This window comes from Sphingomonas leidyi (genome assembly GCF_011761945.1).
GTDB classification, from domain to species: Bacteria; Pseudomonadota; Alphaproteobacteria; order Sphingomonadales; family Sphingomonadaceae; genus Sphingomonas; species Sphingomonas leidyi.
Genome location: NZ_JAASQV010000002.1, coordinates 364,908 through 384,005, shown reverse-complemented (window position 1 = coordinate 384,005; position 19,098 = coordinate 364,908). Strand labels below are relative to the sequence as shown.

General features: G+C 67.6%; 22 protein-coding genes. 15 read left to right on the top strand and 7 right to left on the bottom strand.

Annotated features, from left to right (window positions below; translation table 11 throughout):
• Nucleotides 1-5 precede the first annotated feature (5 nt).
• The 4 genes from FHR20_RS11505 (at nt 6) to FHR20_RS11490 (ending at nt 3,280) form a co-directional block, all read left to right on the top strand.
• Nucleotides 6-788: a DsbA family protein gene (locus FHR20_RS11505; RefSeq protein ID WP_167299784.1), complete on the top strand. Its 783-nt coding sequence runs from the start codon at nt 6-8 to the stop codon at nt 786-788.
• A 121-nt stretch (nt 789-909) separates the two neighbouring features.
• Nucleotides 910-1,860: an ABC transporter ATP-binding protein gene (locus tag FHR20_RS11500; protein WP_167299783.1), complete on the top strand. Its 951-nt coding sequence runs from the start codon at nt 910-912 to the stop codon at nt 1,858-1,860.
• Nucleotides 1,857-2,630: an ABC transporter permease gene (locus tag FHR20_RS11495; RefSeq protein ID WP_167299782.1), complete on the top strand. Its 774-nt coding sequence runs from the start codon at nt 1,857-1,859 to the stop codon at nt 2,628-2,630. The genes FHR20_RS11500 and FHR20_RS11495 overlap by 4 nt, the downstream gene beginning before the upstream one ends.
• Nucleotides 2,630-3,280, top strand: a complete 651-nt coding sequence (locus tag FHR20_RS11490) for an FABP family protein (RefSeq protein WP_167299781.1) — start codon at nt 2,630-2,632, stop codon at nt 3,278-3,280. The genes FHR20_RS11495 and FHR20_RS11490 overlap by 1 nt, the downstream gene beginning before the upstream one ends.
• Before the next feature lie 62 nt (nt 3,281-3,342).
• Here the strand turns inward: FHR20_RS11490 and FHR20_RS11485 are convergent, their stop codons facing one another.
• Together FHR20_RS11485 and FHR20_RS11480 are read right to left on the bottom strand one after the other, a co-directional pair.
• Nucleotides 3,343-5,202: a CocE/NonD family hydrolase gene (locus tag FHR20_RS11485; protein ID WP_167299780.1), complete on the bottom strand. Its 1,860-nt coding sequence runs from the start codon at nt 5,200-5,202 to the stop codon at nt 3,343-3,345.
• Nucleotides 5,203-5,256: 54 nt separating this feature from the next.
• Nucleotides 5,257-6,000, bottom strand: coding sequence for a CPBP family intramembrane glutamic endopeptidase (locus tag FHR20_RS11480; RefSeq protein WP_167299779.1), 744 nt, complete (start codon nt 5,998-6,000; stop codon nt 5,257-5,259).
• Nucleotides 6,001-6,210: 210 nt separating this feature from the next.
• On the opposite strand from FHR20_RS11480, the gene FHR20_RS11475 reads away from it, so the two are divergent.
• The 3 genes from FHR20_RS11475 to FHR20_RS11465 are packed head-to-tail and all read left to right on the top strand — an operon-like array spanning nt 6,211 to nt 10,136.
• Nucleotides 6,211-8,523, top strand: coding sequence for a ferritin-like domain-containing protein (locus FHR20_RS11475; RefSeq protein ID WP_167299778.1), 2,313 nt, complete (start codon nt 6,211-6,213; stop codon nt 8,521-8,523).
• Nucleotides 8,524-8,536: 13 nt separating this feature from the next.
• Nucleotides 8,537-9,388 (top strand): MNIO family bufferin maturase, encoded by an 852-nt coding sequence (gene bufB, locus FHR20_RS11470; RefSeq protein ID WP_167299777.1) that lies wholly within the window; start codon nt 8,537-8,539, stop codon nt 9,386-9,388.
• Nucleotides 9,378-10,136, top strand: a complete 759-nt coding sequence (locus FHR20_RS11465) for an HvfC/BufC N-terminal domain-containing protein (protein ID WP_167299776.1) — start codon at nt 9,378-9,380, stop codon at nt 10,134-10,136. Before bufB ends, FHR20_RS11465 begins: the two co-directional genes overlap by 11 nt.
• A 35-nt stretch (nt 10,137-10,171) precedes the next feature.
• Here the strand turns inward: FHR20_RS11465 and glpX are convergent, their stop codons facing one another.
• Nucleotides 10,172-11,140, bottom strand: a complete 969-nt coding sequence (glpX, locus tag FHR20_RS11460) for a class II fructose-bisphosphatase (protein WP_167299775.1) — start codon at nt 11,138-11,140, stop codon at nt 10,172-10,174.
• Between the two features lie 153 nt (nt 11,141-11,293).
• Between glpX and FHR20_RS11455 the strand changes: the two genes are divergently transcribed.
• Together FHR20_RS11455 and FHR20_RS11450 are read left to right on the top strand one after the other, a co-directional pair.
• Nucleotides 11,294-11,647, top strand: coding sequence for a hypothetical protein (locus tag FHR20_RS11455; RefSeq protein WP_167299774.1), 354 nt, complete (start codon nt 11,294-11,296; stop codon nt 11,645-11,647).
• A gap of 70 nt (nt 11,648-11,717) precedes the next feature.
• Nucleotides 11,718-12,026, top strand: coding sequence for a hypothetical protein (locus tag FHR20_RS11450; RefSeq protein WP_167299773.1), 309 nt, complete (start codon nt 11,718-11,720; stop codon nt 12,024-12,026).
• A 19-nt stretch (nt 12,027-12,045) separates the two neighbouring features.
• Here the strand turns inward: FHR20_RS11450 and FHR20_RS11445 are convergent, their stop codons facing one another.
• From FHR20_RS11445 to FHR20_RS11435, 3 genes are all read right to left on the bottom strand, one after another.
• Complete coding sequence (locus FHR20_RS11445; RefSeq protein ID WP_167299772.1) at nt 12,046-13,338, bottom strand: homoserine dehydrogenase; 1,293 nt, start codon at nt 13,336-13,338, stop codon at nt 12,046-12,048.
• 130 nt (nt 13,339-13,468) lie between these two features.
• On the bottom strand, nt 13,469-14,419 hold the full coding sequence (locus FHR20_RS11440) for an isopenicillin N synthase family dioxygenase (protein ID WP_167299771.1): 951 nt from the start codon (nt 14,417-14,419) through the stop codon (nt 13,469-13,471).
• 110 nt (nt 14,420-14,529) lie between these two features.
• Nucleotides 14,530-15,069 carry a hypothetical protein gene (locus tag FHR20_RS11435; RefSeq protein WP_167299770.1) on the bottom strand — a complete coding sequence of 180 codons (540 nt, stop codon included), beginning with the start codon at nt 15,067-15,069 and terminating at the stop codon, nt 14,530-14,532.
• 119 nt (nt 15,070-15,188) lie between these two features.
• Between FHR20_RS11435 and FHR20_RS11430 the strand changes: the two genes are divergently transcribed.
• The 5 genes from FHR20_RS11430 to FHR20_RS11410 all read left to right on the top strand — a co-directional run bounded on the left by FHR20_RS11430 (nt 15,189) and on the right by FHR20_RS11410 (nt 18,437).
• Nucleotides 15,189-16,421 carry a multidrug effflux MFS transporter gene (locus tag FHR20_RS11430; protein ID WP_167299769.1) on the top strand — a complete coding sequence of 411 codons (1,233 nt, stop codon included), beginning with the start codon at nt 15,189-15,191 and terminating at the stop codon, nt 16,419-16,421.
• Between the two features lie 61 nt (nt 16,422-16,482).
• Complete coding sequence (locus FHR20_RS11425; RefSeq protein WP_243857293.1) at nt 16,483-16,836, top strand: DNA primase; 354 nt, start codon at nt 16,483-16,485, stop codon at nt 16,834-16,836.
• A gap of 46 nt (nt 16,837-16,882) precedes the next feature.
• Nucleotides 16,883-17,473 carry a YdeI/OmpD-associated family protein gene (locus FHR20_RS11420; protein ID WP_167299768.1) on the top strand — a complete coding sequence of 197 codons (591 nt, stop codon included), beginning with the start codon at nt 16,883-16,885 and terminating at the stop codon, nt 17,471-17,473.
• A gap of 104 nt (nt 17,474-17,577) precedes the next feature.
• The gene (locus FHR20_RS11415) at nt 17,578-17,991 is read left to right on the top strand and encodes an ExbD/TolR family protein (RefSeq protein WP_167299767.1); all 414 of its coding nucleotides are present in this window, start codon (nt 17,578-17,580) and stop codon (nt 17,989-17,991) included.
• Nucleotides 17,992-18,050: 59 nt separating this feature from the next.
• Complete coding sequence (locus FHR20_RS11410) at nt 18,051-18,437, top strand: MliC family protein (RefSeq protein ID WP_167299766.1); 387 nt, start codon at nt 18,051-18,053, stop codon at nt 18,435-18,437.
• On the opposite strand, the gene FHR20_RS11405 is transcribed toward FHR20_RS11410, so the two are convergent.
• Complete coding sequence (locus tag FHR20_RS11405) at nt 18,427-18,630, bottom strand: hypothetical protein (protein ID WP_208413564.1); 204 nt, start codon at nt 18,628-18,630, stop codon at nt 18,427-18,429. The genes FHR20_RS11410 and FHR20_RS11405 overlap by 11 nt on opposite strands.
• Before the next feature lie 65 nt (nt 18,631-18,695).
• On the opposite strand from FHR20_RS11405, the gene FHR20_RS11400 reads away from it, so the two are divergent.
• A complete protein-coding gene (locus tag FHR20_RS11400; RefSeq protein WP_167299765.1) occupies nt 18,696-19,088 on the top strand; it encodes an acyl-CoA thioesterase in 393 nt (130 codons plus the stop codon).
• Nucleotides 19,089-19,098: the final 10 nt, after the last annotated feature.

Genomic DNA, 19,098 nt, shown 5'->3' with positions numbered 1-19,098 from the left:
GGGCAATGATCGAACGGCTTCTGCGGTCGCCGCTGGCGCTGGCCGGCGCATTCATGCTGTGCGCGCTGCTCGGCGCGGGCATCTTCGCGGGCATCCAGGCGCTGGTTCCCGGCATGGGCCAGCGCGGCGCGGTGGAGCGGGTGGTGCACGACTATCTGCTCGCCCATCCCGAAGTGCTGCTCGAATCGGTCGAGCGCTACAATCAGAAGCAGAGCGCCAGGGCCGAGAAGGTCCAGGCCGAAGCGGAGGCCGTGGCCAGCAAGGCGCTGCCGGGCGAGCTGCCCAGATTGCAGTCGCCCTATGCCGGCGCCTGGGCGGGCAATCCGAAGGGCGACGTCACCCTGGTCGCGTTCATGGACTATGCCTGCGGCTATTGCCGCGCGAGCCTGCCCGCGATCGCGGAGCTACTGAAGCGCGATCCGAACGTGCGGGTCGTCTATCGCGAATATCCGGTGCTGGGGCCGGACAGCCTCGTCGCGGCGCGCTGGGCGCTGGCGGCGGCCGAGCAGGACAGGTTCCGCGCCTTCCACGATGCGCTGTTCGCGACCGACGGGCCGAGCGCGGGCAACATCGAAGCCGCGGCGCAGAAGGCCGGGCTCGACCTGGCGCAGGCGAAGCAGGCGATAGCCTCGAAGGCGGTGGAGGACGAGATCATCGCCAACCACAAGTTCGGCCGGAAGCTGGCGATGACCGGCACGCCGAGCTGGGTGATCGGCGGCAAGCTGCTCTACGGCATGCGCGACTATGACGGGCTCGCCGCCGCCGTGGCCGAGGCGCGGAAGAAGTGACGATCCAGATCCTCCCCCGGCAAGCTGGGGGAGGACTCAAGTTTCCCGATTTTTGTACCGACCGGTTGCCGCGCCGCGCTGCCGCGCCTACTTAGCGGGTCCTTTCCCGGCCGGGGGCACGATGACTTCCATTCTTTCCATAAATGGCGTGAGCAAGACCTATGGCTCGGGCCACAGGGCGCTCGATCATGTCGATCTCGAGATCAGGCGCGGCGAGATCTTCGCGCTGCTCGGGCCCAATGGAGCGGGCAAGACCACGCTCATCTCCATCATCTGCGGCATCGTGACGCCGAGCACCGGCACCATCCTGGTCGACGGGCACGACGCGGTCCATGAGCCGCGCGCCGCCCGCTCGAGGATCGGGCTGGTCCCGCAGGAGATCGCGGTCGACATGTTCTCCACCGTCGGATCGGCGCTGCGCTTCTCGCGCGGCCTGTTCGGCAAGGCGCCGGACCAGGCCTATTGCGACCAGGTGCTCAAGGACCTGTCGCTCTGGGACAAGCGGGGTGCCAAGATCATGGAGCTGTCGGGCGGCATGAAGCGCCGGGTGATGATCGCCAAGGCGCTCTCCCACGAGCCCGACATCCTGTTCCTCGACGAGCCCACCGCGGGCGTCGACGTGTCGCTCCGGCGCGACATGTGGAAGATGATCGGCAAGCTGCGCGAGCGCGGCACCACGATCATCCTCACCACCCACTATATCGAGGAAGCCGAGGAGATGGCCGACCGGGTGGGCGTGATCGACAAGGGCAGGCTGCTGCTGGTCGAGGACAAGGCCGCGCTGATGAAGAAGCTCGGCAAGCGCGAGCTCGACCTGTCGCTGGTGGAGCCGATGGCCGCGATCCCGGCGGGGCTCGAGGAATGGCACCTCAGCCTCGAGGACGAGGGCCATCGCCTGCGCTACACCTTCGATGCCCAGGCGGAGCGCACCGGCATCCCCTCGCTGCTGCGCAAGCTCGGCGAGATGGGCATCGCGTTCAAGGATCTCGACACGTCCAAGTCGAGCCTTGAGGACATTTTCGTCGGGCTGGTCGAGCATCGGGAAGCGTCGAACGAGGGGGGTGTGGCGTGAACTTCGTAAACTTCCACGGCATCTGGGCGATCTACAAGTTCGAGATGGCGCGCACGCTGCGCACGCTCTGGCAGTCGATCGCGACGCCGGTGATCACCACTTCGCTCTATTTCATCGTGTTCGGCAGCGGCATGGGGAGCCGGATCCCGTCGATCGAAGGCGTGCCCTATGGCAGCTTCATCGTGCCGGGGCTGATCATGCTGTCGCTGCTTACCCAGAGCGTCGCCAATGCCTCGATCGGCATCTATTTTCCCAAGTTCACCGGCACGGTGTTCGAGTTGCTCTCGGCGCCGATCTCGGCAGTGGAGCTGGTGATCGGCTTCGTCGGCGCGGCGGCGACCAAATCGGTGGTGATCGGGCTGATCATCCTGCTGACCTCGGGCCTGTTCGTGCCGCTGCGGGTAGATCATCCGCTGGCGATGCTGGCCTTCCTGCTGCTCACCTCGATCAGCTTCAGCATGTTCGGTTTCATCATCGGCATCTGGGCAAAGGGCTTCGAGCAGCTCAACCTGGTGCCCGCGCTGATCCTGACGCCGCTCACTTTCCTCGGCGGCAGCTTCTATCCGCTGAGCTTCCTGCCCGAGCCGTGGCGCACGGTGAGCCTGTTCAATCCGGTCGCCTATCTGATCAGCGGCTTCCGCTGGGCCTTTTTCGGCGATGTCGGCGATATCGACGTGCGCTGGAGCCTGGGTTTCGTCGCGGCTTTCCTCGCGCTGTGCCTTGGCCTTATCGTGACGATCTTCCGCACCGGCTACAGGCTCAAGAACTGATGAATCCCTTCCCGCTCGATATCTTCACCGAGCCCGAGGACGTCGATCCGCACACGCTGGCCAATCTCGGCCCCCTGGCGCGCCTGGCCGGCCGCTGGGAGGGCAGGAAGGGCATCGACATCAACCCCAAGGCCGACGGGCCCGAGCAGCGCGAATTCATCGAGCGGATCGAGTTCGTGCCGATCGACCCCCAGGCGAACGGGCCGCAGCTCTTCTACGGCCTGCGCTACCACATCCACATCACCACCGCGGAAGAGGACATCACCTTCCACGACCAGGTGGGCTATTGGCTGTGGGAGCCGGCGACCGGGCTGATCCTGCAGACGCTGGCGATCCCGCGCGGCCAGGTGCTGCTCGCCGCCGGCAAGGGCGCGCCGGGCGACAAGGCGATCCGGGTGGAGGCGACGCGCGGGCAGACCAATTACGGCATCTGCTCGACCGACTTCCTCGAATATGCCTTCCGCACCGATGCCTATACGATCGACATCGTCTTCGATGACGATGGCGGCTGGCGCTACGACATCCACACCACGCTCGCGGTGAAGGGCCAGGGCAGCTTCGACCATCACGACCGCAACACGCTGCACCGGGTGGGCGAGGCGCGGCCGAACCCATGGGTGCAGATCCTGGCGGCCAAGGGGCAGGGATAGCTGCCCTCTTCTTGCCGCTCCCCGGCCCTTGCCGGGGAGCGGGCTGGAATCGATCGGAGGGCCTAGCTCCCCACCACCGGCAGCATGATCGCCGAGCCCGCGCACACCTTCTGCGTCGCCTTCTGGTAATCGCCCGGCCTGGCCTTGTAGATGTTCGGCACGAAGGTCTGCGGGTTGCGGTCGATCATGGGGAACCAGCTCGACTGGACCTGCACCATGATCCGGTGGCCCTTCTTGAAGACATGGTCGTGGTCGCGCAGCGGGATCGACCAGTCGGTCACCTGGTTGGGGACCAGCGGCGTCGCCTTCTCGAACGACTGGAGATAGCGGCCGCGGCGGACTTCCATCGCGATCGGCAGCTGATAGCCGCTCAGCCCCTTGGCATAGGCGCCGAGCGTCGTCGGCGGCTTTTCATAGTCCTCGGGGAAGACGTCGATCAGCTTGACCACGAAGTCGCTGTCGGTCCCGCTGGTCGCGGCCATCAGGCTGGCGGTGATCGCGCCGGTCACCGTCAGGTCGCCGTCGAGCGGGGCGCTGACATAGCTCAGCACGTCCGGCCGATATTCGACGAAGCGCTGATCCTCGGTCTCCCACCAGCGCCAGTCCGGCGTCGCATAGGTGGCCGACATCGGGCGCGGGCGGAAGGGCACCGGATTGGCCGGATCGGAGATATATTCGCGGCACCCTTCGCCCGCGGCCCGTGCCTGGAACGAGACGCTGCCATCGGCATGGAGGAACAGGCTCCGGCGTGCCGCATTGGCGAGCGGCCATTGGGCATAGGTCTTCCATTGCCAGCTGCCCGACTGGAAGCTCTTCAGCGCAAAGTCGGGCTTGGTGCCCTTGCCGTGCAGCCAATAGGCGAAGAAGGGCGCCTCGACCTGCTCCATGAACTGGGTACCGCTGTCGACGCCGAAGGGGATACGGCCTAGCGCATTGCCGGGCGAGCGCCAGCTGCCATGGTTCCACGGACCGGCGACCATCAGCGAGAGCTTGTCCGGATCGTTCTCGCGCTGCTTGTAGAAGATCTGCCAGCTGCCCCAGGGATCCTCCTGGTCCCAATAGCCGGCGACGTTGAGCGTCGGCACGGTGGTGCGCTTCAGCGTGTCCGACCAGACCTGCTTCTTCCAGAATTCGTCATAGTCGGGATGCTCGATCATCTCGCGGTAGCGCGGCACCCGGCCCTTGAAATACTTCTCCTCGATGTCCGCCGGCGAGCCGGCCTTGAGAAACCATTCATAGGTGTCGTAGCGATCGTACAGGTCGATGCCGGCATTGGTCTTGTCGGCCTGGAGGCTGTTCACCCAGTCGCTGGCATAGGTGAGCCGCATCGCGCCCCAGCGGTGCAGGTCGTCATTCTTCCAATAGTCGGTCCAGGCGGCCTGCGGGCTCACCGCCTTGAGCGCCGGATGCGGACGGGCGAGCGCGACCGCGGCGGTGAAGCCGGGATAGGAGACCCCCCACATGCCGACCTTGCCGTTGTTCGGCTTCACGTTCTTCACCAGCCAGTCGACCGAATCATAGGCATCGGTGGATTCGTCGACGGCGTTCTTGCCGGTCTTGATCTCGGTGGAGAGGGTGAAGGGGCCGCCTTCGGACTGGAAGCGGCCGCGCATGTCCTGCGAGACGAAGATATAGCCGTCGCGCGCCAGCGCCGCCCAGTTGGCCGGCACGTTCTGCGGTGCACGCGCCGAGGCGCCATAGGGCGTGCGGCCGAACAGGATCGGCAGCGGGCCCTTCTGGTCGCGGGGCCGCAGGATCACCGTGTGGAGCTTCACTCCGTCGCGCATCGGGATCATCGCCTCCTCCATCACGAAGGGCGAACCCTCGGCCTGGGCCGGCGCGGCGGGGGCGGCCTGGCGCGCGGGCAGCGCGGCGACCGGCGCGGCGGCGACCGCCAGGGCGAAGAGACTGACCAACCGCATGCACACCTCCATCGGAACCGGAATTGAGAGGGCGTAACCGGTGTGTTGCCGGTGTCAATCGGCGCTGCGGCGAAACCGGAGGGCGATGGCGGGGCGCAGAACCAGCGCGTTGAAGTCGATCAGCAAGTGCACGAAGATCGGCGCCGCCAGTCCGCCGGTGCCCAGATAGAGCGCGGCGAAGAATGCGGCGAGCAGCCCCGTCACCGCCATGCCCAGCCACCCCTGATAGCGGTGGAGCAGTCCGAAGATCAGCGTCGAGGCGATGAAGGCGAATGCCGGGGCGCCGCCGCTCAGGACGATCAGGAGCGGCAAATAGAGGCGGAAGAATATCTCCTCGCTGATCCCGGCATTGATGGTCAGCGGCGCGACGCGGAGCAACTCGGCCCGGTTGCGCGGCAGCATCGCGGTGATGTCCAGCCCGGGCACGGGCTTGACGGGTTCGCGCCGCCTGCGCTGCAGCAGCGCGCCCAACGCTCCCCCGCCGAGCAATGCCCCGACCATGAGCCCGAGGACCAGCGGGCTGTCGATGCGAAAGTCGGGCATTGCCGGGGTCAGCGGGGCGAACTCGCCGGGGAAGCGCCACAGCGCCTCCACCCGCCCGAGCAGCGCCAGCCCGAGCAGCGGCACGCCCAGATACATGGCGCAGGCGTTGCGGGCCCAGCGCAGGAAGGTGCGCTGGCGCCGCTGCGTGTCCTCGATCGCGCGGAAACGCCGGAAGCTGCGGACGTCGCTGCGCTGGAACCGGGCGAGCGCGGCCAGCGATGCGATCAACAGCGCCGGCGCAACGAGCGCATGCATGTCCTGCCCCCCTTGTGACCGTCCAGCGGAATAGCGGCGGCACGGCGCGAGGCAAGGGTGAGGAGGTGGTTCAAGAAAAGCGTAAATTGACTGTCAGCCACGACAAATATCGCATGCAACTATATTGGTTCTTTCGTCGATTGACGTCCCAATTGCGTTGGTGGAACCCAATGTCATCGCAGATATGTGCGAAGCTTGGGGGAAATTGCCATGCATCTGACGCACAAGGCCGGCGAGCTGTCGGCGCGCCCTCTCAAATTCCTGGAGACCGACACGCTGGTGGTGCGCTGGATCGCGCAGGCGGCGGTCAATGTCGAGCTGTTCACCATCCCGCTCTACATGACCTCGCTCTATTCGATCACTGGCATGCACCCCATCACGAGCCAGGGGAACAGCTTCTACAAGGGGCGGCAATGGCCGGGCGCCAAGACGAGCGCGACCTTCGAGCACAAGCCCGGCAAGAAGGGCTGGGGCAACAAGAAGGCGTTCAACATCGTCTTCTCGGTGTTCATCCAGGAGATGCTGCATCTCCAGATGGCGGCCAATCTCGCCACGTCGATCGGCGCCGTGCCGAGCTTCACCGCCACCGCGCTGCAGAGCGGCGATCATGGCTGGACCTGCTACGGCCCCAAGCTGACCAGGATCCCCGGCGTCGTCGACCTGACCGACACCAACCGGTTCAAGGACGTGAAGGTCAATGTCGGCCCGCTCGACGAGGAGCGAATCAAGCTGTTCCTCGCCATCGAGCAGCCGCAGGAGACGGCCGAGAAGGACATCGTCCGCAACCAGGACCGATATTTCCCCAAGGTCCCGTTCAAGTACACGACCGTGGCGGAGCTCGACGCGCACATCATGTTCGGCTCGATCGGCTATATGTACCAATGCTATCGCGACTATCTGCTGATCACCTATGAGGACGGGTCGCGGCTCTGGGACCATGTGATGGACGCCTCGGGCCAGCAGAACGACCTGTTCAACAATTTCAGCTTCCCCGGCCACCCGATGCGCGAGTTCATGGGCTTCGAGACCACGATCGCGCTCACCGATCCCGAGATCGCGCTCCGCCAGGCGCTGAACATGATGAACGCGATCACCGACCAGGGCGAAGGCGCCACGCTGGGCGCGCGCTATGACGACAAGGGCCAGCGGCTGAAGGACGATGCCGCCAAGCTCGTCCAGGGCGCGGTCAGCCCGCATTACTGCCCGGACCGCGACGCGCTCGCCTCGGACTATCCGAGCTATTCGCAGACCGGCAAGCTGATCCCCTCGTCCGACGCTGCGGCCCGCGCCGACAATGACGGCATCGACCATTACACCCGTTTCCGCCAGATCGAGGACATTCGCGGCAGCGGCGGGCTCGAGACCTGGGACCAGTCGCCCAGGATCGGCAAATGGACCGCGGCGGACCTGACCACCGAAGGCTATGACCCGAAGGACAATCCCTACGGCCTGGCCACGCCGGAGCAGATCGCCCATGCGCTCAACAGCCTGAAGAACGGCGCGGGCAGCGCGGCCAGCTTCCAGAAGATGAGCCAGGCGGTGTGCGGTGCGATCAAGGGCGTCACCACCGTGCTCGACAGCTATTGGAACCCGGCCGGCGCCACCGTGTCCTTCCCCTTCCCGTCGATGGCGGGATCGGGCGACCGCATGTCGACCGCCTGGGCGGTATTCGGGAGGACGCCGGACCTCTCGGTCGGCGTCGGCGAGCCGGATTCGCGCATCGTCAACCATGCCTGCCAGGGGCTCGACGTGGCGGAAGTCGGGGGCAAATGGGGCACCAACGCCTGCGCCCAGACTTCGATCTATCACACCTGCCGCGGCTCGAACCTGTGCAAGGGCCAGGGCGGCTGCGGCTTCGTCCAGCTCACCAGCGGCGGCGGCAGCTGCGGCGGGGCGAGCAGCGGCTGCGGCGCCGCCGCCTCCAAGACCTCGAACGCACCCAAGGCCAACCCGGTCGCGGGGGGCGGCTGCGGCACGCCCACCACGGTGAAGGGCGGCGGCTGCTCGGCGGTGACCATGCGTGCCTATGGCGGGCTGTGCGGCACGCCCACGCCTTCCCCCACACCCACGCCGAGCGGCCCGATGTACACTGCGCCGAGCGACAATATCTGCGGCGGCTTCGGCGGCTGCGCAGTGCCGATCTCCGCGCTCCAGCTCTATCCCAAGGCGGGCACGATGGAGGTCTGGGCGCTGGTCGGCAGCTCCAAGCCGGTGCTCTGCGGCACGCCCAAACCGACGCCGTCGCCCTCGGGCTGCGGGGCCCCGCAGGCCAAGGCGGACAAGAATCTGTGTGGCACCCCGTCGCCTTCGCCGTCGCCTACCCCCTCGGGCTGCGGCGCGCCTTCCTCGAAGAAGATCGCCACGATCGACTTCAAGGAAGGCGACAAGGTGGAGGACATCGCCTTCCAGGCCTTTGCCAAGGTCGTCGCCTACAAGGTCAATGGCGATCCCGACAAACCGGTGCCGGGCCTAGTCCAGCAGGCGCCGAACGATCTGCGCCTGGCCTATCCGCCGTCGACCTAGGAGAAGGATGGCAATGACGCTGCCCCGGCTCGGCCTGCCCAATCCCGGCGACGGGCTGGGTCTGCGCGAGGAGCATTTCCCGCACCTGATGTCGACGCCCCCGGAATCCTGGGGCGTCGACTGGTTCGAGGCGATCACCGAGAATCTGCTCGACAATGCCGGCTATGGCATGCGCGTGTTCGAGCATGTCGCGGCGCACCGGCCGGTGGTGCTCCACGGCGTGTCGCTCTCGATCGGCAGCACCGCGCCGCTCGACATGGCCTATCTCGGCAAGCTGCGCGCGCTGGCCGAGCGCTTCCGGCCGCTCTGGATCTCGGACCATCTGTGCTGGACCGGAGTGCAGGGCGTGAACAGCCACGATCTGCTGCCGATGCCGCTCACCGAAGCGGCGCTGGCGCATGTCGCGGACCGGGTTCACCAGGTGCAGGATTTCCTGGGCCGGCCGCTGATCGTCGAGAATCCCAGCACCTATCTCGAGTTCCGCGCCAGCCAGATGCCCGAGGCGGAGTTCCTCGCCCGATTGTGCGAGGCGACCGGCTGCGGGCTGCTGCTCGACGTCAACAACGTCCATGTATCGAGCTTCAACCATGCGCAGGATCCGATCGCCTATCTCGAGGGGATCCCGGCGGCGCATGTCGTGCAGGTCCATCTCGCCGGGCCGAGCGACCATGGCACGCACCTGATCGACACGCACGACGCGCCGGTGCCCGATGCGGTGTGGCCGCTCTATGCCTGGGTCTGGGAGCGCTGCGGGCCGGTCGCCACGATGGTCGAATGGGATGCCGGCATCCCCGAATTCGACGTGGTCGCCGCCGAGCTCGCCAAGGCGCGGCGGGTGCGCGAGGGGCTGTCGCTTGCCGCCTGAGCTCGCCGCGCTGCAGGACTGGATGCAGGAGGCGATCCTCGCCGCCTCGGATCGCGGCGCGCGCGCGCATGTCCATGGCGATAACCGGCTGACTGCCGAGGAGCGGGTCCAGATCTATGCGCGCGGCTATCGCCAGCGGCTGATCGAGTGCCTGGAGCGCGAATATCCCCTGCTCGCCGCGCTGGCCGGGCCGACTGCCTTCGGCCTGTTCGCCCAGGGCTATGTCGCCGCGCGGCCCTCGCGCAGCTATACGCTCTACGATTTCGGCGCCGGCTTCCCGGCGTGGCTCGAGGCGTCGCGGCCGGCGGGCGGAGCGCAGGATGTCGGCGCCATTCCCGCCGCATTGGCGCGCATCGAGCGGACCAAGGCCGAAGTCCATCGCGCCCGTGGAATCGAGCGCGGCGCCCCGGCCTGGCCGGGCATGGATCCGGTGCTGGCCGAGTTGCTCGCGCTGGCCGCGACTCGGCGCTGGTATCGGCCGGACAGCGCCCGGCTGCTGGCGCTGCCCTTCGACTTCGGCGAGATGCTGGCCACGGGCGAGCCGATCCCCCCGCGTCCGGAGCCGATGCTGCTCGCGGTCGTCCGCGCGCAGTATCGGATCGCCTGCCTGCCGCTCGAACCCTGGCAATATGACTGGCTGGCCGTGCTTCCGGACGATCCGGCGCGCGCGGTGCCGCTGCCGGACGACGCGCGCATCTCGCTCTGGCTGCCCTTCGCGACGGCGCACGGGCTGGCGGCGCCGGGATGAACTCTCGAAATCCTCGCTTGCGAAGCGAACGAGGATTACAGCCGGTGCTCGCCCTTCACCCAGCGGACCGTGCCCGAATGGGCGCGCATCACCACGCTCTCGGTGGTCATCTTGGTGGCGAAGCGTTTCACGCCCTCGAGCAGCGAACCGTCGGTCACGCCCGTCGCCGCGAAGATGCAGTCGCCCTTGGCGAGCTCGGTGAGGTCGTAGATCTTGTCGAGATCCTCGATCCCCCATTTCCGCGCGCGCTGGCGCTCGTCGTCGTTGCGGAAGATCAGCCGGCCCTTGAACTGGCCGCCGACGCAGCGCAGCGCCGCGCAGGCGAGCACGCCCTCCGGGGCGCCGCCCTGGCCCATATACACGTCGATCGTCGTCTCGGGATCGGTGGTGGCGATCACGCCGGCCACGTCGCCATCGCCGATCAGCACCACGCCGCAGCCGACGTCGCGCAGCTCCGCGATCAGCTTCTCGTGGCGCGGGCGATCGAGCACGCAGGCGATGATCTCGTGCGGCTGCACGCCCTTGGCGGCGGCGATCGCATGCACATTCTCGGTCGGCGACTTGTTCAGGTCGATAACGCCCTCGGGATAGCCGGGGCCGACCGCGATCTTGTCCATATAGACGTCGGGCGCGTTGAGCAGGCCGCCCTTCTCGGCCACCGCGAGCACCGCCAGCGCATTGGGGCCGGCCTTGGCGCAGATGGTGGTGCCCTCGAGCGGATCGAGCGCGATGTCGATCGCCGGGCCCTTGCCCTGCGCCGCGCCCACCTTCTCGCCGATATAGAGCATCGGCGCCTCGTCGCGCTCGCCCTCGCCGATCACCACCGTGCCGTCGAGATAGAGCTTGTTGAGCGCGTCGCGCATCGCCTCGACCGCAGCGGCGTCGGCCGCCTTCTCGTCGCCGCGGCCGACCAGGGTGGAGGCGGCGATCGCCGCCGCTTCGGTCACCCGCACCATTTCGAGGACGAGGACGCGATCGAGGGCGTGGCTGGCGGTCTGCTGCATGGGAATGGGATACCCCGGTGATTGGACTTGGAGGCGCGATTAGGCAGGGTGGTGGCGCTTGTCGATTCCGCTAACGTTGTCAGCGCAAGGTATCCGCAATTCGGTCACATCATTACGCTACCGGACGAATCCCCGGGGGCGGAGGATGTGCAAATGCTTATGCTCGCCTTGCTTCTGCTTGCCCAGAATAACGACCCGTCGCCGGTCCAGGTGATGGAGGCGCACCGCCAGCGCTGGTCGGCCAATCCCGCATGCCGGCGCGCGCGCGACGAGAGCGAGATCGTGGTCTGCTCGCGGCGGGAAGCGGACAAATATCGGGTCCCGCTGACGACGACATACAACGGACCCGATACCGACCAGGGGCGGCTCAACCGGCTGTTCGACGGAGCGGACGGGCGCCCGCCATGCGGCGAGGGCGCGTTCCTGGTGCGCTGCGGCTTTGCCGGGGTGACGATGAGCGTCAGCGCGCGCGGCGTGCGCACCGTGCGCCGCGAACTGGCGCCCTGAAGGACGCCGGCCGAGGGAAACCGGCGGCGCGCCGCGCGTTGAGCGCGGTGCCTTTCCTTCGGAGACCCGGATGCTGCTGCTCGCCTTCGCCCTCGCCAATGCCCTGCCCGCTGCCGAGCCGCCGCAGCATCGCCGCAAGGCCAGGGCGCGCGTGACGCGCGTCACCAATATCCCCGCCCGCGCCGCGCCGCGGCCGCGCAACCTGGCCGTCACGGTGCCCGCCGATCCGGACAAGCGCTACCGCCTGCCGCTCCCCAGCAGCGAAGTGACGGATGCCAAGCGCGATGCCGTGCGCAGCACGGGCATGGCGTGCGGCACCACCGGCGCGCCGGTATGTCCGCACAAGGGAACGCAGCTGCTGAAGAGCAGCATCGACTGAGTACGGACCCTGGCCGGTTCTAGCCGGCCAGGATGTGCATCCACATCGGCTCGCCCATCAGGCTGGCCGAGCCGCGCAGCTGGTCGAGCGCCTGGGACACCGCGCGTTCCGGCCCTTCATGCGTGACGATGGCGACGAGCACGCTGCCATCGGGGTTGGCGCCGCGCTGCATCAGGCTTTCGATCGAGACGCCGGCGTCGCGCATCGCCGCGGCGATCTCGGCGAGCACGCCCACCTTGTCCGCCACGGTGAAGCGCACATAGGCGCGGCTGGTGCGCTCGCCGGCATCGGCGGCCCCCTGCCGGGCAAGTGCGGCGGCGGGCATCGCATAGGGGTGGCCGAATTCGCCGCGGGCGATGTCGATCAGGTCGGCGACCACGGCGGATGCCGTCGGGCCGTCGCCGGCGCCGGCGCCCTGGAACAGCAGCCGGCCGACGAAATTCCCTTCGGCGACCACGGCGTTGGTGGAGCCGGTGACATGGGCGAGCGGGTGGCTGAGCGGCACGAGATGCGGGTGCACGCGCTGGAACAGTCCGCCGGGACCGGCATCGGCGATGCCGAGCAGGCGGACGCGGTAGCCGAGCGAGGCGGCTTCGGCGATGTCCGCCGCAAGGATGTGGCGCACGCCGGTGATCGCCACCCGGTCGAACGCCGGCTGCGTACCGAAGGCGAGGCTGGCGAGGATCGAAAGCTTGTGCGCGGCATCGACGCCGTCGATATCGAAGCTCGGGTCCGCTTCGGCATAGCCGAGGCGCTGCGCCTCGGCGAGGATCTCGGCGAAGTCGCGGCCCTCGGCCTCCATCTTGGACAGGATGAAATTGCAGGTGCCGTTGAGGATGCCATAGACGCGGGCGATCTCGTTGGCGGCGGCGCCTTCGCGCAGCCCCTTGATCACCGGCACGCCGCCCGCCACCGCGGCTTCGAACTTGAGCGCCAGGCCGGCATCTTCCGCGGCACCGGCGAGTTCCAGCCCATGATGCGCGATCATTGCCTTGTTGGCGGTGACGAAGCTCTTGCCGCCGTTCAGCGCCGCGCGGGCGAGGGCGAGGGCGGGACCATCGGAGCCGCCGACCAGCTCGACCACCACATCCGCCCTGGGATGGCGCGCCAGCTCGGCGGTGTCGTCGACCCAGTCGAAGCGCGTGATGTCGACGCCGCGATCCTTGGCGCGATCGCGCGCGGAGACTGCGACCACTTCGATCGGCCGGCCGGCGCGGCGGGCGATCAGCTCCGCATTCGCGTCGATCAGGCGGATCACGCCCGCGCCGACGGTGCCCAGGCCAGCAAGTGCGATACGAAGCGGTTCGGTCATTCGGCTCAATCCTCCGTCATGCTGAACTCGCTTCAGCATCCAGCCCGCGGCCGAAGCCGCGCGTTCGGCCCTAGCGGCACCTTGGACCCCGAAACAAGTTCGGGGTGACGGAGGATTTCTTTGCGCCGCCCTATTTCTTGATCAGCCCGATCTCGACCAGGCGCTCGAACAGATAGTCGTGCGCGGTGATTGGCTCCGGATAGCGATTGGGATTCGCCTCGGTGATCGTCGACGGCAGCGTCTCGATCAGGAAGTCCGGCGCCGGATGCAGGAAGAAGGGCATCGAGTAGCGCGGGGTGCCGCGGCGCTCGACCGGCGGGTTGACCACCCGGTGGGTGGTCGAGGGCAGGTAATGATTGGTCAGGCGCTGCAGCATGTCGCCGACATTCACCACCATCGCGCCCTCGGGCGGCTTGACCGGCAGCCAGCGGCCATCGCGGTCGAGCAGCTCGAGCCCGGCTTCCTCGGCGCCGAGCAGCAGGGTGATCAGGTTGATGTCCTCATGCGCGCCGGCGCGGACTTCGGGCGCATCGGCGGCGACGGGCGGATAGTGGAGCAGGCGCAGGACGGAATTGCCGTCGCGCACCGCACGATCGAACCAGTCGGGCTGGAGGCCGAGATAGCGCGCGATCGCCGAGAGCAGCCGGTCGCCGGCATCGTCGAACGCCTGGAACAGCTCGAGGAACGTCTCCCTGAAGCCCTCGGGGCGGTCCGGCCAGATGTTCGCGGCCATGTCCTTCTCGAAGCGATGGCCCTTGGCCAGTTCGCGGCCGACATGCCAGAATTCCTTCAGGTCGACATGTTGCGCGCCCTTGGCGATCTCCGTCTTGAACGGCGTATACCCGCGCGCGCCGCCGCCGCCTTCGACGAAATAGGCGCGCTTTTCCTGCTCGGGCAGGTCGAAAAAGGCCTTGGTCATCGACCAGGCGCGATCGATCAGATCCTGCGGCACGCCGTGATCGGCGACCATCGCGAAGCCGAAGCGCCGGAAGGACTGGCCGAACTTCCGCGCGAATCCATCGGGATCGTTTGCTTGTTCGGCCATCGAGACGAGGGGCACCTCGTCGAGAACAGTAGCCATCTATGAGTCTCCTTGGGCCCAGTTAGCCCCGCCGGTGCCGACGCGACAAGGGGTGTGCCGGCATGGCCCGGGCCCGGGCGCGCGCGGATCGCGTGGCGTCTCGAACGCGGCTAGCTGCCCGTCATCTCCATGCGGCCCTTGACCTTCTGGCCTCCGTCCGCGCTCAGGTCGAGCGTGAAGGTGCCGCCGTCCGAAGTGGTGCCGGCAAAGCCGTCGCCCCGGGAGGCGAACGTGAAGCCCTTCTTCGTGAAGCCGTCGCGGAACCAGTTCTGGACGGCGGCGAGCGATGCGGGGCTGGTGAAGTCGATCCGCACCTTGCCGTCGTCCTTGCCCCCGCCCTTGCTTCCATCCTTGCCCCCATCCTTGCCGTTGCCGGGCTTGTCGCCGCCGGTGATGTGGAAGCCGGCGATCTCGGACTTCGGGTAGAGCTTCACGCCGTCGAGATCGACGTCGTCGGCCTTCATCTTGATCTGCGGCACCCGGAAATTGCCCTGGAAGCCGTCGCCCTTGATCGAGACGGTGCCGTTTTCCATCCTGAAGCTGCCATTGTCGCCATCGTCCGACTTCACGTCGATCGTCACCGGCGTTCCCGTGCCGCCGTTGCAGGCGGCCAGCGCGAGGGGAAGCAGCAGAAGGGGCAGACGACGCATCGGCGCTCTCCATTGGTGTATCATAAACGCAATACACTAGCCGAAGCGCATGGCCGGCGCAACAATGGCATTGGCTTTGGGGGGTGACGCGCGCCGCCCGATGCGCCATTTGCGCCGGCATGGAAGAGCCGCACCTCACAACGGAAGCGCAGAACAAGGCGCCGCTCGCGTTCGGCGAGTTCGTCAGCCTCGTCGCGGCGATGATGGCGCTCACTGCGCTCGGCATCGATTCGATGCTGCCCGCGCTGCCCGCGATCGGCGCGAGCCTGGGCGTCGACGCGCCCAATCATCGCCAATATGTCGTCACTGCCTTCCTGATCGGCTTTGCCTTCGCGCAGCTCGCCTATGGCCCGCTCTCGGACCGGTACGGGCGGCGGCCGGTGCTGGCGATCGCGCTGACTTCCTATGTGGTGACCAGCGCGGTGGCGGCGCTTTCGGGCAGCTTCACCTTGTTGCTGGTCGCCCGCGCGGCGATGGGCGCGTCGGCGGCGGGCGCGCGCGTCGTCTCGGTGGCGCTGGTGCGCGACTGTTTCGCCGGCCGGGCGATGGCGCGGGTGATGAGCCTGGCTTTCATCGTCTTCATGGCCGCGCCGATCGTCGCGCCGACCCTGGGGCAGCTGATCCTCTATGCCGGATCGTGGCGGCTGATCTTCTGGGCCGTCGCCGCGCTGGCGTGCCTGGTGGTGCTGTGGTTCTGGCTGCGCATGCCCGAGACGCTGGGGCAGGAGGGACGGCTGTCGCTCAACCCGGCGCGCGTGTTCGCCGATTACGGCCTGATGCTGCGCGATCGCCAGGCGGTGGGCTATACGATCGGCATCATGCTGCTGTCGGGCGGCATGTTCGGCTTCATCGGATCGGTGCAGCAGGTGATGGAGGACGTGTTCCACGCGCCCGGGCTGTTGGCGGTCGTCTTCCCCTGCGTCGCCTCGACGATGGCGCTGGGCTCGTTCCTCAACTCGCGGCTGGTGATGAAGATGGGCATGCGCCGCATCTCGCATACGGCGCTCGCCGGCATGATCGTCTTCGCCGCGATCCATCTCGCCGTGGCGTGGAGCGGATTCGAATCGATCTGGAGCTTCACCCTGCTTCAGGCGCTGATGATGGGATGCGTGGGCCTGTCCACGTCCAATTTCTCGGCGATGGCGATGGAGCGGATGGGCGAGATCGCCGGCACCGCCTCGAGCCTGCAGGGCTTCGTCACCACGCTCGGCTCGGCGCTGATCGGCGCCGCGATCGGCCAGGCGTTCGACGGCACCACCGTGCCGCTCTATACCGGATTCCTGCTTATGGGCCTCATCGCTTTCGTGGTAGTGGCGGTGACCGAGCGCGGACGCATGTTCCGCCCCAGCTAGGGAACGCTCGGGCACGATCGCCGTTCGCACTTCGAAGGTCCGCCGCCGTGGCGGGCGCGTGATGCGAGGACGGATGATGGGTGGCTATCAGGTTCCGGGGCGCGGCCCAGGCGATGACGGGTTCGACGAGGAAGGCTATGACGAGAGCCAGCGTGCCGAGATCCTCGAGGCGACCAACGACGGCCCGAGCGACGGCAATGTCCTGACCGACATGGCACCCGATTTCGGCGCGGATGACGATGCCGACGCGGACGACCTGCGCATGGTCGACGACGAGATCGGCGAGGAGGACGAGGAGGGCGGCCAGAAGGCGCGCGCCATTTCCGAGGACGAGATCCAGGACGGGTTCGACGAGGACGACCTGGCGGGCGACGACGATCTGGACGATGCCGACGGGGATGCGCTCGAGCCCTGAGCGCCGCTATTGACGTCCGGCCGGGGGCGGCGGAACATGCCGCCCCATGGCCAGCGATCCCCGGATAGACGCCTATATCGAGAGCCGGGCCGCGTTCGCGCGGCCGATCCTGCACTGGATCCGCGCGCGCTTCCATGCCGCCGTGCCGGAAGTGGAGGAGACGATCAAATGGTCGCATCCCTTCTTCACGCTCGGCGGCAAGCCCTTCGCCAACATGGCAGCGTTCAAGGCGCATGCGAGCTTCGGCTTCTGGAACCGGCAGGACAATGAGACCGGCAAGGAAGGCGAGGCGATGGGCCAGTTCGGCCGCATCGAGTCGCTGGACGACTTGCCCGGGGCGGCGGAGGTCGAGCGGCTGATCCGCGAGGCGGCGGCGCTGATGGCGCAAGCGAAGCCCGCCCGCACGCGCGCCGCGCGCAAGGACGAAGCGGAAGTGCCCCCCGAGCTGGCCGAGGCGCTGGCGGATGACGATGCCGCCGCCGCTGCCTTCAACGCCTTCCCGCCGAGCTGCCGGCGCGAATATTGCGAATGGATCGCCGAGGCCAAGCGGCCGGAGACCAAGGCCAAGCGCGTCGCGGAGGCAGTCGCCTGGATGCGCGAGGGGAAGCGGCGGAACTGGAAATACGAGAATTGCTGAGGGACGGCCGACTTCCCTCTCTCCGTCGGCGGGGAGCGGGAGAAACGCGTTGCCATCCTCTCCCGGCTATGTGATGTTACATCATCATAACGAGGAGAGGTGCCATGACCCGTGCCGTCCGCGCTCGCCGCATTCCCGATACCGCTCCGATCGGTGCGATCAACATCACGCCGCTGATCGACGTGATGCTGGTGCTGCTCGTCGTGATTATCATCGCCATTCCGATCGCCTCGCACAAAGTGCCGGTCGATCTTCCCGCCGGGCGGGGGACGCCGGTGCCGCTGCCGCCCGCGGTGCTGGCGATCGACCGGCAGGGCGCGCTCCACTGGAACGGCGCGGCGCTCGCCGACGCGGCACTGCCCGAGCGGCTGGCGGCGCTGCAGAAATCGGGCGCGGTCCTTCACCTCCAGACCGATCCGGAGGCGCGCTACGAGCGGTTCGACCGGATTCTCGCCACGGTGAAGCGCGCAGGCATCACCAGGCTCGGCTTCGTCGGCAATCGGCCGCTCGAAGACTAGGCTGGCGGAACGGGCGCATCGGGCTATTCGTTACGTTCCCGGACGAAAGAGGAATCCCGATGCGCCTGACCCTGACCGCCCTGCTCGTGCTCGGCGCCTGCTCCAGCCCGCAGCCCGCCGTCGACCGCAACGTCGTGCAGGCGGAAACCACCAACATCACCGACGACGCCTCGCCCGCGCCGGTGGACAAGGCGCCGATCGCCGGTGATGCCGGCTCGGCCGTGCGCTTCCGCTGCATGGACGGGGTGCGCATCGCCGCCCGCTTCGATACGGACAAGGACATCGCAACCGTAACCCGCGACGGGCGGACGTTCGTGCTGCCGCAGCAGCGCATGGCCTCCGGCATCCGCTATTCGGACGGGAGCACGACCTTCGAGGGCAAGGGCGACGCCATGTCGTTCGAGGCGCCGGGCCAGCCGCCGATCGCCTGTACGGTCATCCGTTGACGAAATTCTCGAGCACCGCCAGGTCGCTGTTGCTGACGTTCGTGCCGGTCGCGTCTTCGAGCATGGCGGCGGCCTGATGGCTTTCCTTGTCGCCGAAGCCGATGAAGGTGACGGCCGTGAAGATCACGCCCGCGGCCCAGAACAGGGCGGCCCAGCGGCTGCGGAAGATCCGGGAGGGGCGGCGCGGGATCATTGCACCGGAATATCCGCAAGCGATGAAGGCTGCGCTTCCGAAACTGGTTAAGCTAGAAGGGCGGCATGGCTTCCTATAGCGCGACCATCACCGCCGGCCCCGGGGACATTGACGAGCTCGGCCATGTCAACAATGCGGTCTGGGTGAAGTGGATCCAGGACGTGGCGGTGGCGCACTGGCATGCGGTCGCCGCGCCCGAGCACGCGCAAGCCTATATCTGGGTCGTGACCCGGCACGAGATCGATTATCGCGGCAATGTGGCCGAGGGCGATACGGTGACGGCACTCACCTGGGTTCCCGAGCCGCCGCGCGGCGCGCGGTTCGACCGGCACATGAAGTTCACCGGCGCGGACGGGAAGGTCCGCGTCGAGGCGAAGACGACCTGGGCGATCCTCGACCGGGCGAGCGGGCGGCTCATTCGCGTGCCGGCGGAAGTGGCGGCGCCGTTTCTCTCTTGATTCCTCCCCC

Coding starts and splice junctions, on each gene's coding strand:
- FHR20_RS11505 (WP_167299784.1), top strand. CDS start 6: ATGATCGAACGGCTTCTGCGGTCGCCGCTGGCGCTGGCCGGCGCATTC.
- FHR20_RS11500 (WP_167299783.1), top strand. CDS start 910: ATGACTTCCATTCTTTCCATAAATGGCGTGAGCAAGACCTATGGCTCG.
- FHR20_RS11490 (WP_167299781.1), top strand. CDS start 2,630: ATGAATCCCTTCCCGCTCGATATCTTCACCGAGCCCGAGGACGTCGAT.
- FHR20_RS11485 (WP_167299780.1), bottom strand. CDS start 5,202: ATGCGGTTGGTCAGTCTCTTCGCCCTGGCGGTCGCCGCCGCGCCGGTC.
- FHR20_RS11480 (WP_167299779.1), bottom strand. CDS start 6,000: ATGCATGCGCTCGTTGCGCCGGCGCTGTTGATCGCATCGCTGGCCGCG.
- FHR20_RS11475 (WP_167299778.1), top strand. CDS start 6,211: ATGCATCTGACGCACAAGGCCGGCGAGCTGTCGGCGCGCCCTCTCAAA.
- bufB (WP_167299777.1), top strand. CDS start 8,537: ATGACGCTGCCCCGGCTCGGCCTGCCCAATCCCGGCGACGGGCTGGGT.
- glpX (WP_167299775.1), bottom strand. CDS start 11,140: ATGCAGCAGACCGCCAGCCACGCCCTCGATCGCGTCCTCGTCCTCGAA.
- FHR20_RS11455 (WP_167299774.1), top strand. CDS start 11,294: ATGCTTATGCTCGCCTTGCTTCTGCTTGCCCAGAATAACGACCCGTCG.
- FHR20_RS11450 (WP_167299773.1), top strand. CDS start 11,718: ATGCTGCTGCTCGCCTTCGCCCTCGCCAATGCCCTGCCCGCTGCCGAG.
- FHR20_RS11445 (WP_167299772.1), bottom strand. CDS start 13,338: ATGACCGAACCGCTTCGTATCGCACTTGCTGGCCTGGGCACCGTCGGC.
- FHR20_RS11440 (WP_167299771.1), bottom strand. CDS start 14,419: ATGGCTACTGTTCTCGACGAGGTGCCCCTCGTCTCGATGGCCGAACAA.
- FHR20_RS11435 (WP_167299770.1), bottom strand. CDS start 15,069: ATGCGTCGTCTGCCCCTTCTGCTGCTTCCCCTCGCGCTGGCCGCCTGC.
- FHR20_RS11430 (WP_167299769.1), top strand. CDS start 15,189: ATGGAAGAGCCGCACCTCACAACGGAAGCGCAGAACAAGGCGCCGCTC.
- FHR20_RS11425 (WP_243857293.1), top strand. CDS start 16,483: ATGCGAGGACGGATGATGGGTGGCTATCAGGTTCCGGGGCGCGGCCCA.
- FHR20_RS11420 (WP_167299768.1), top strand. CDS start 16,883: ATGGCCAGCGATCCCCGGATAGACGCCTATATCGAGAGCCGGGCCGCG.
- FHR20_RS11415 (WP_167299767.1), top strand. CDS start 17,578: ATGACCCGTGCCGTCCGCGCTCGCCGCATTCCCGATACCGCTCCGATC.
- FHR20_RS11410 (WP_167299766.1), top strand. CDS start 18,051: ATGCGCCTGACCCTGACCGCCCTGCTCGTGCTCGGCGCCTGCTCCAGC.
- FHR20_RS11405 (WP_208413564.1), bottom strand. CDS start 18,630: ATGATCCCGCGCCGCCCCTCCCGGATCTTCCGCAGCCGCTGGGCCGCC.
- FHR20_RS11400 (WP_167299765.1), top strand. CDS start 18,696: ATGGCTTCCTATAGCGCGACCATCACCGCCGGCCCCGGGGACATTGAC.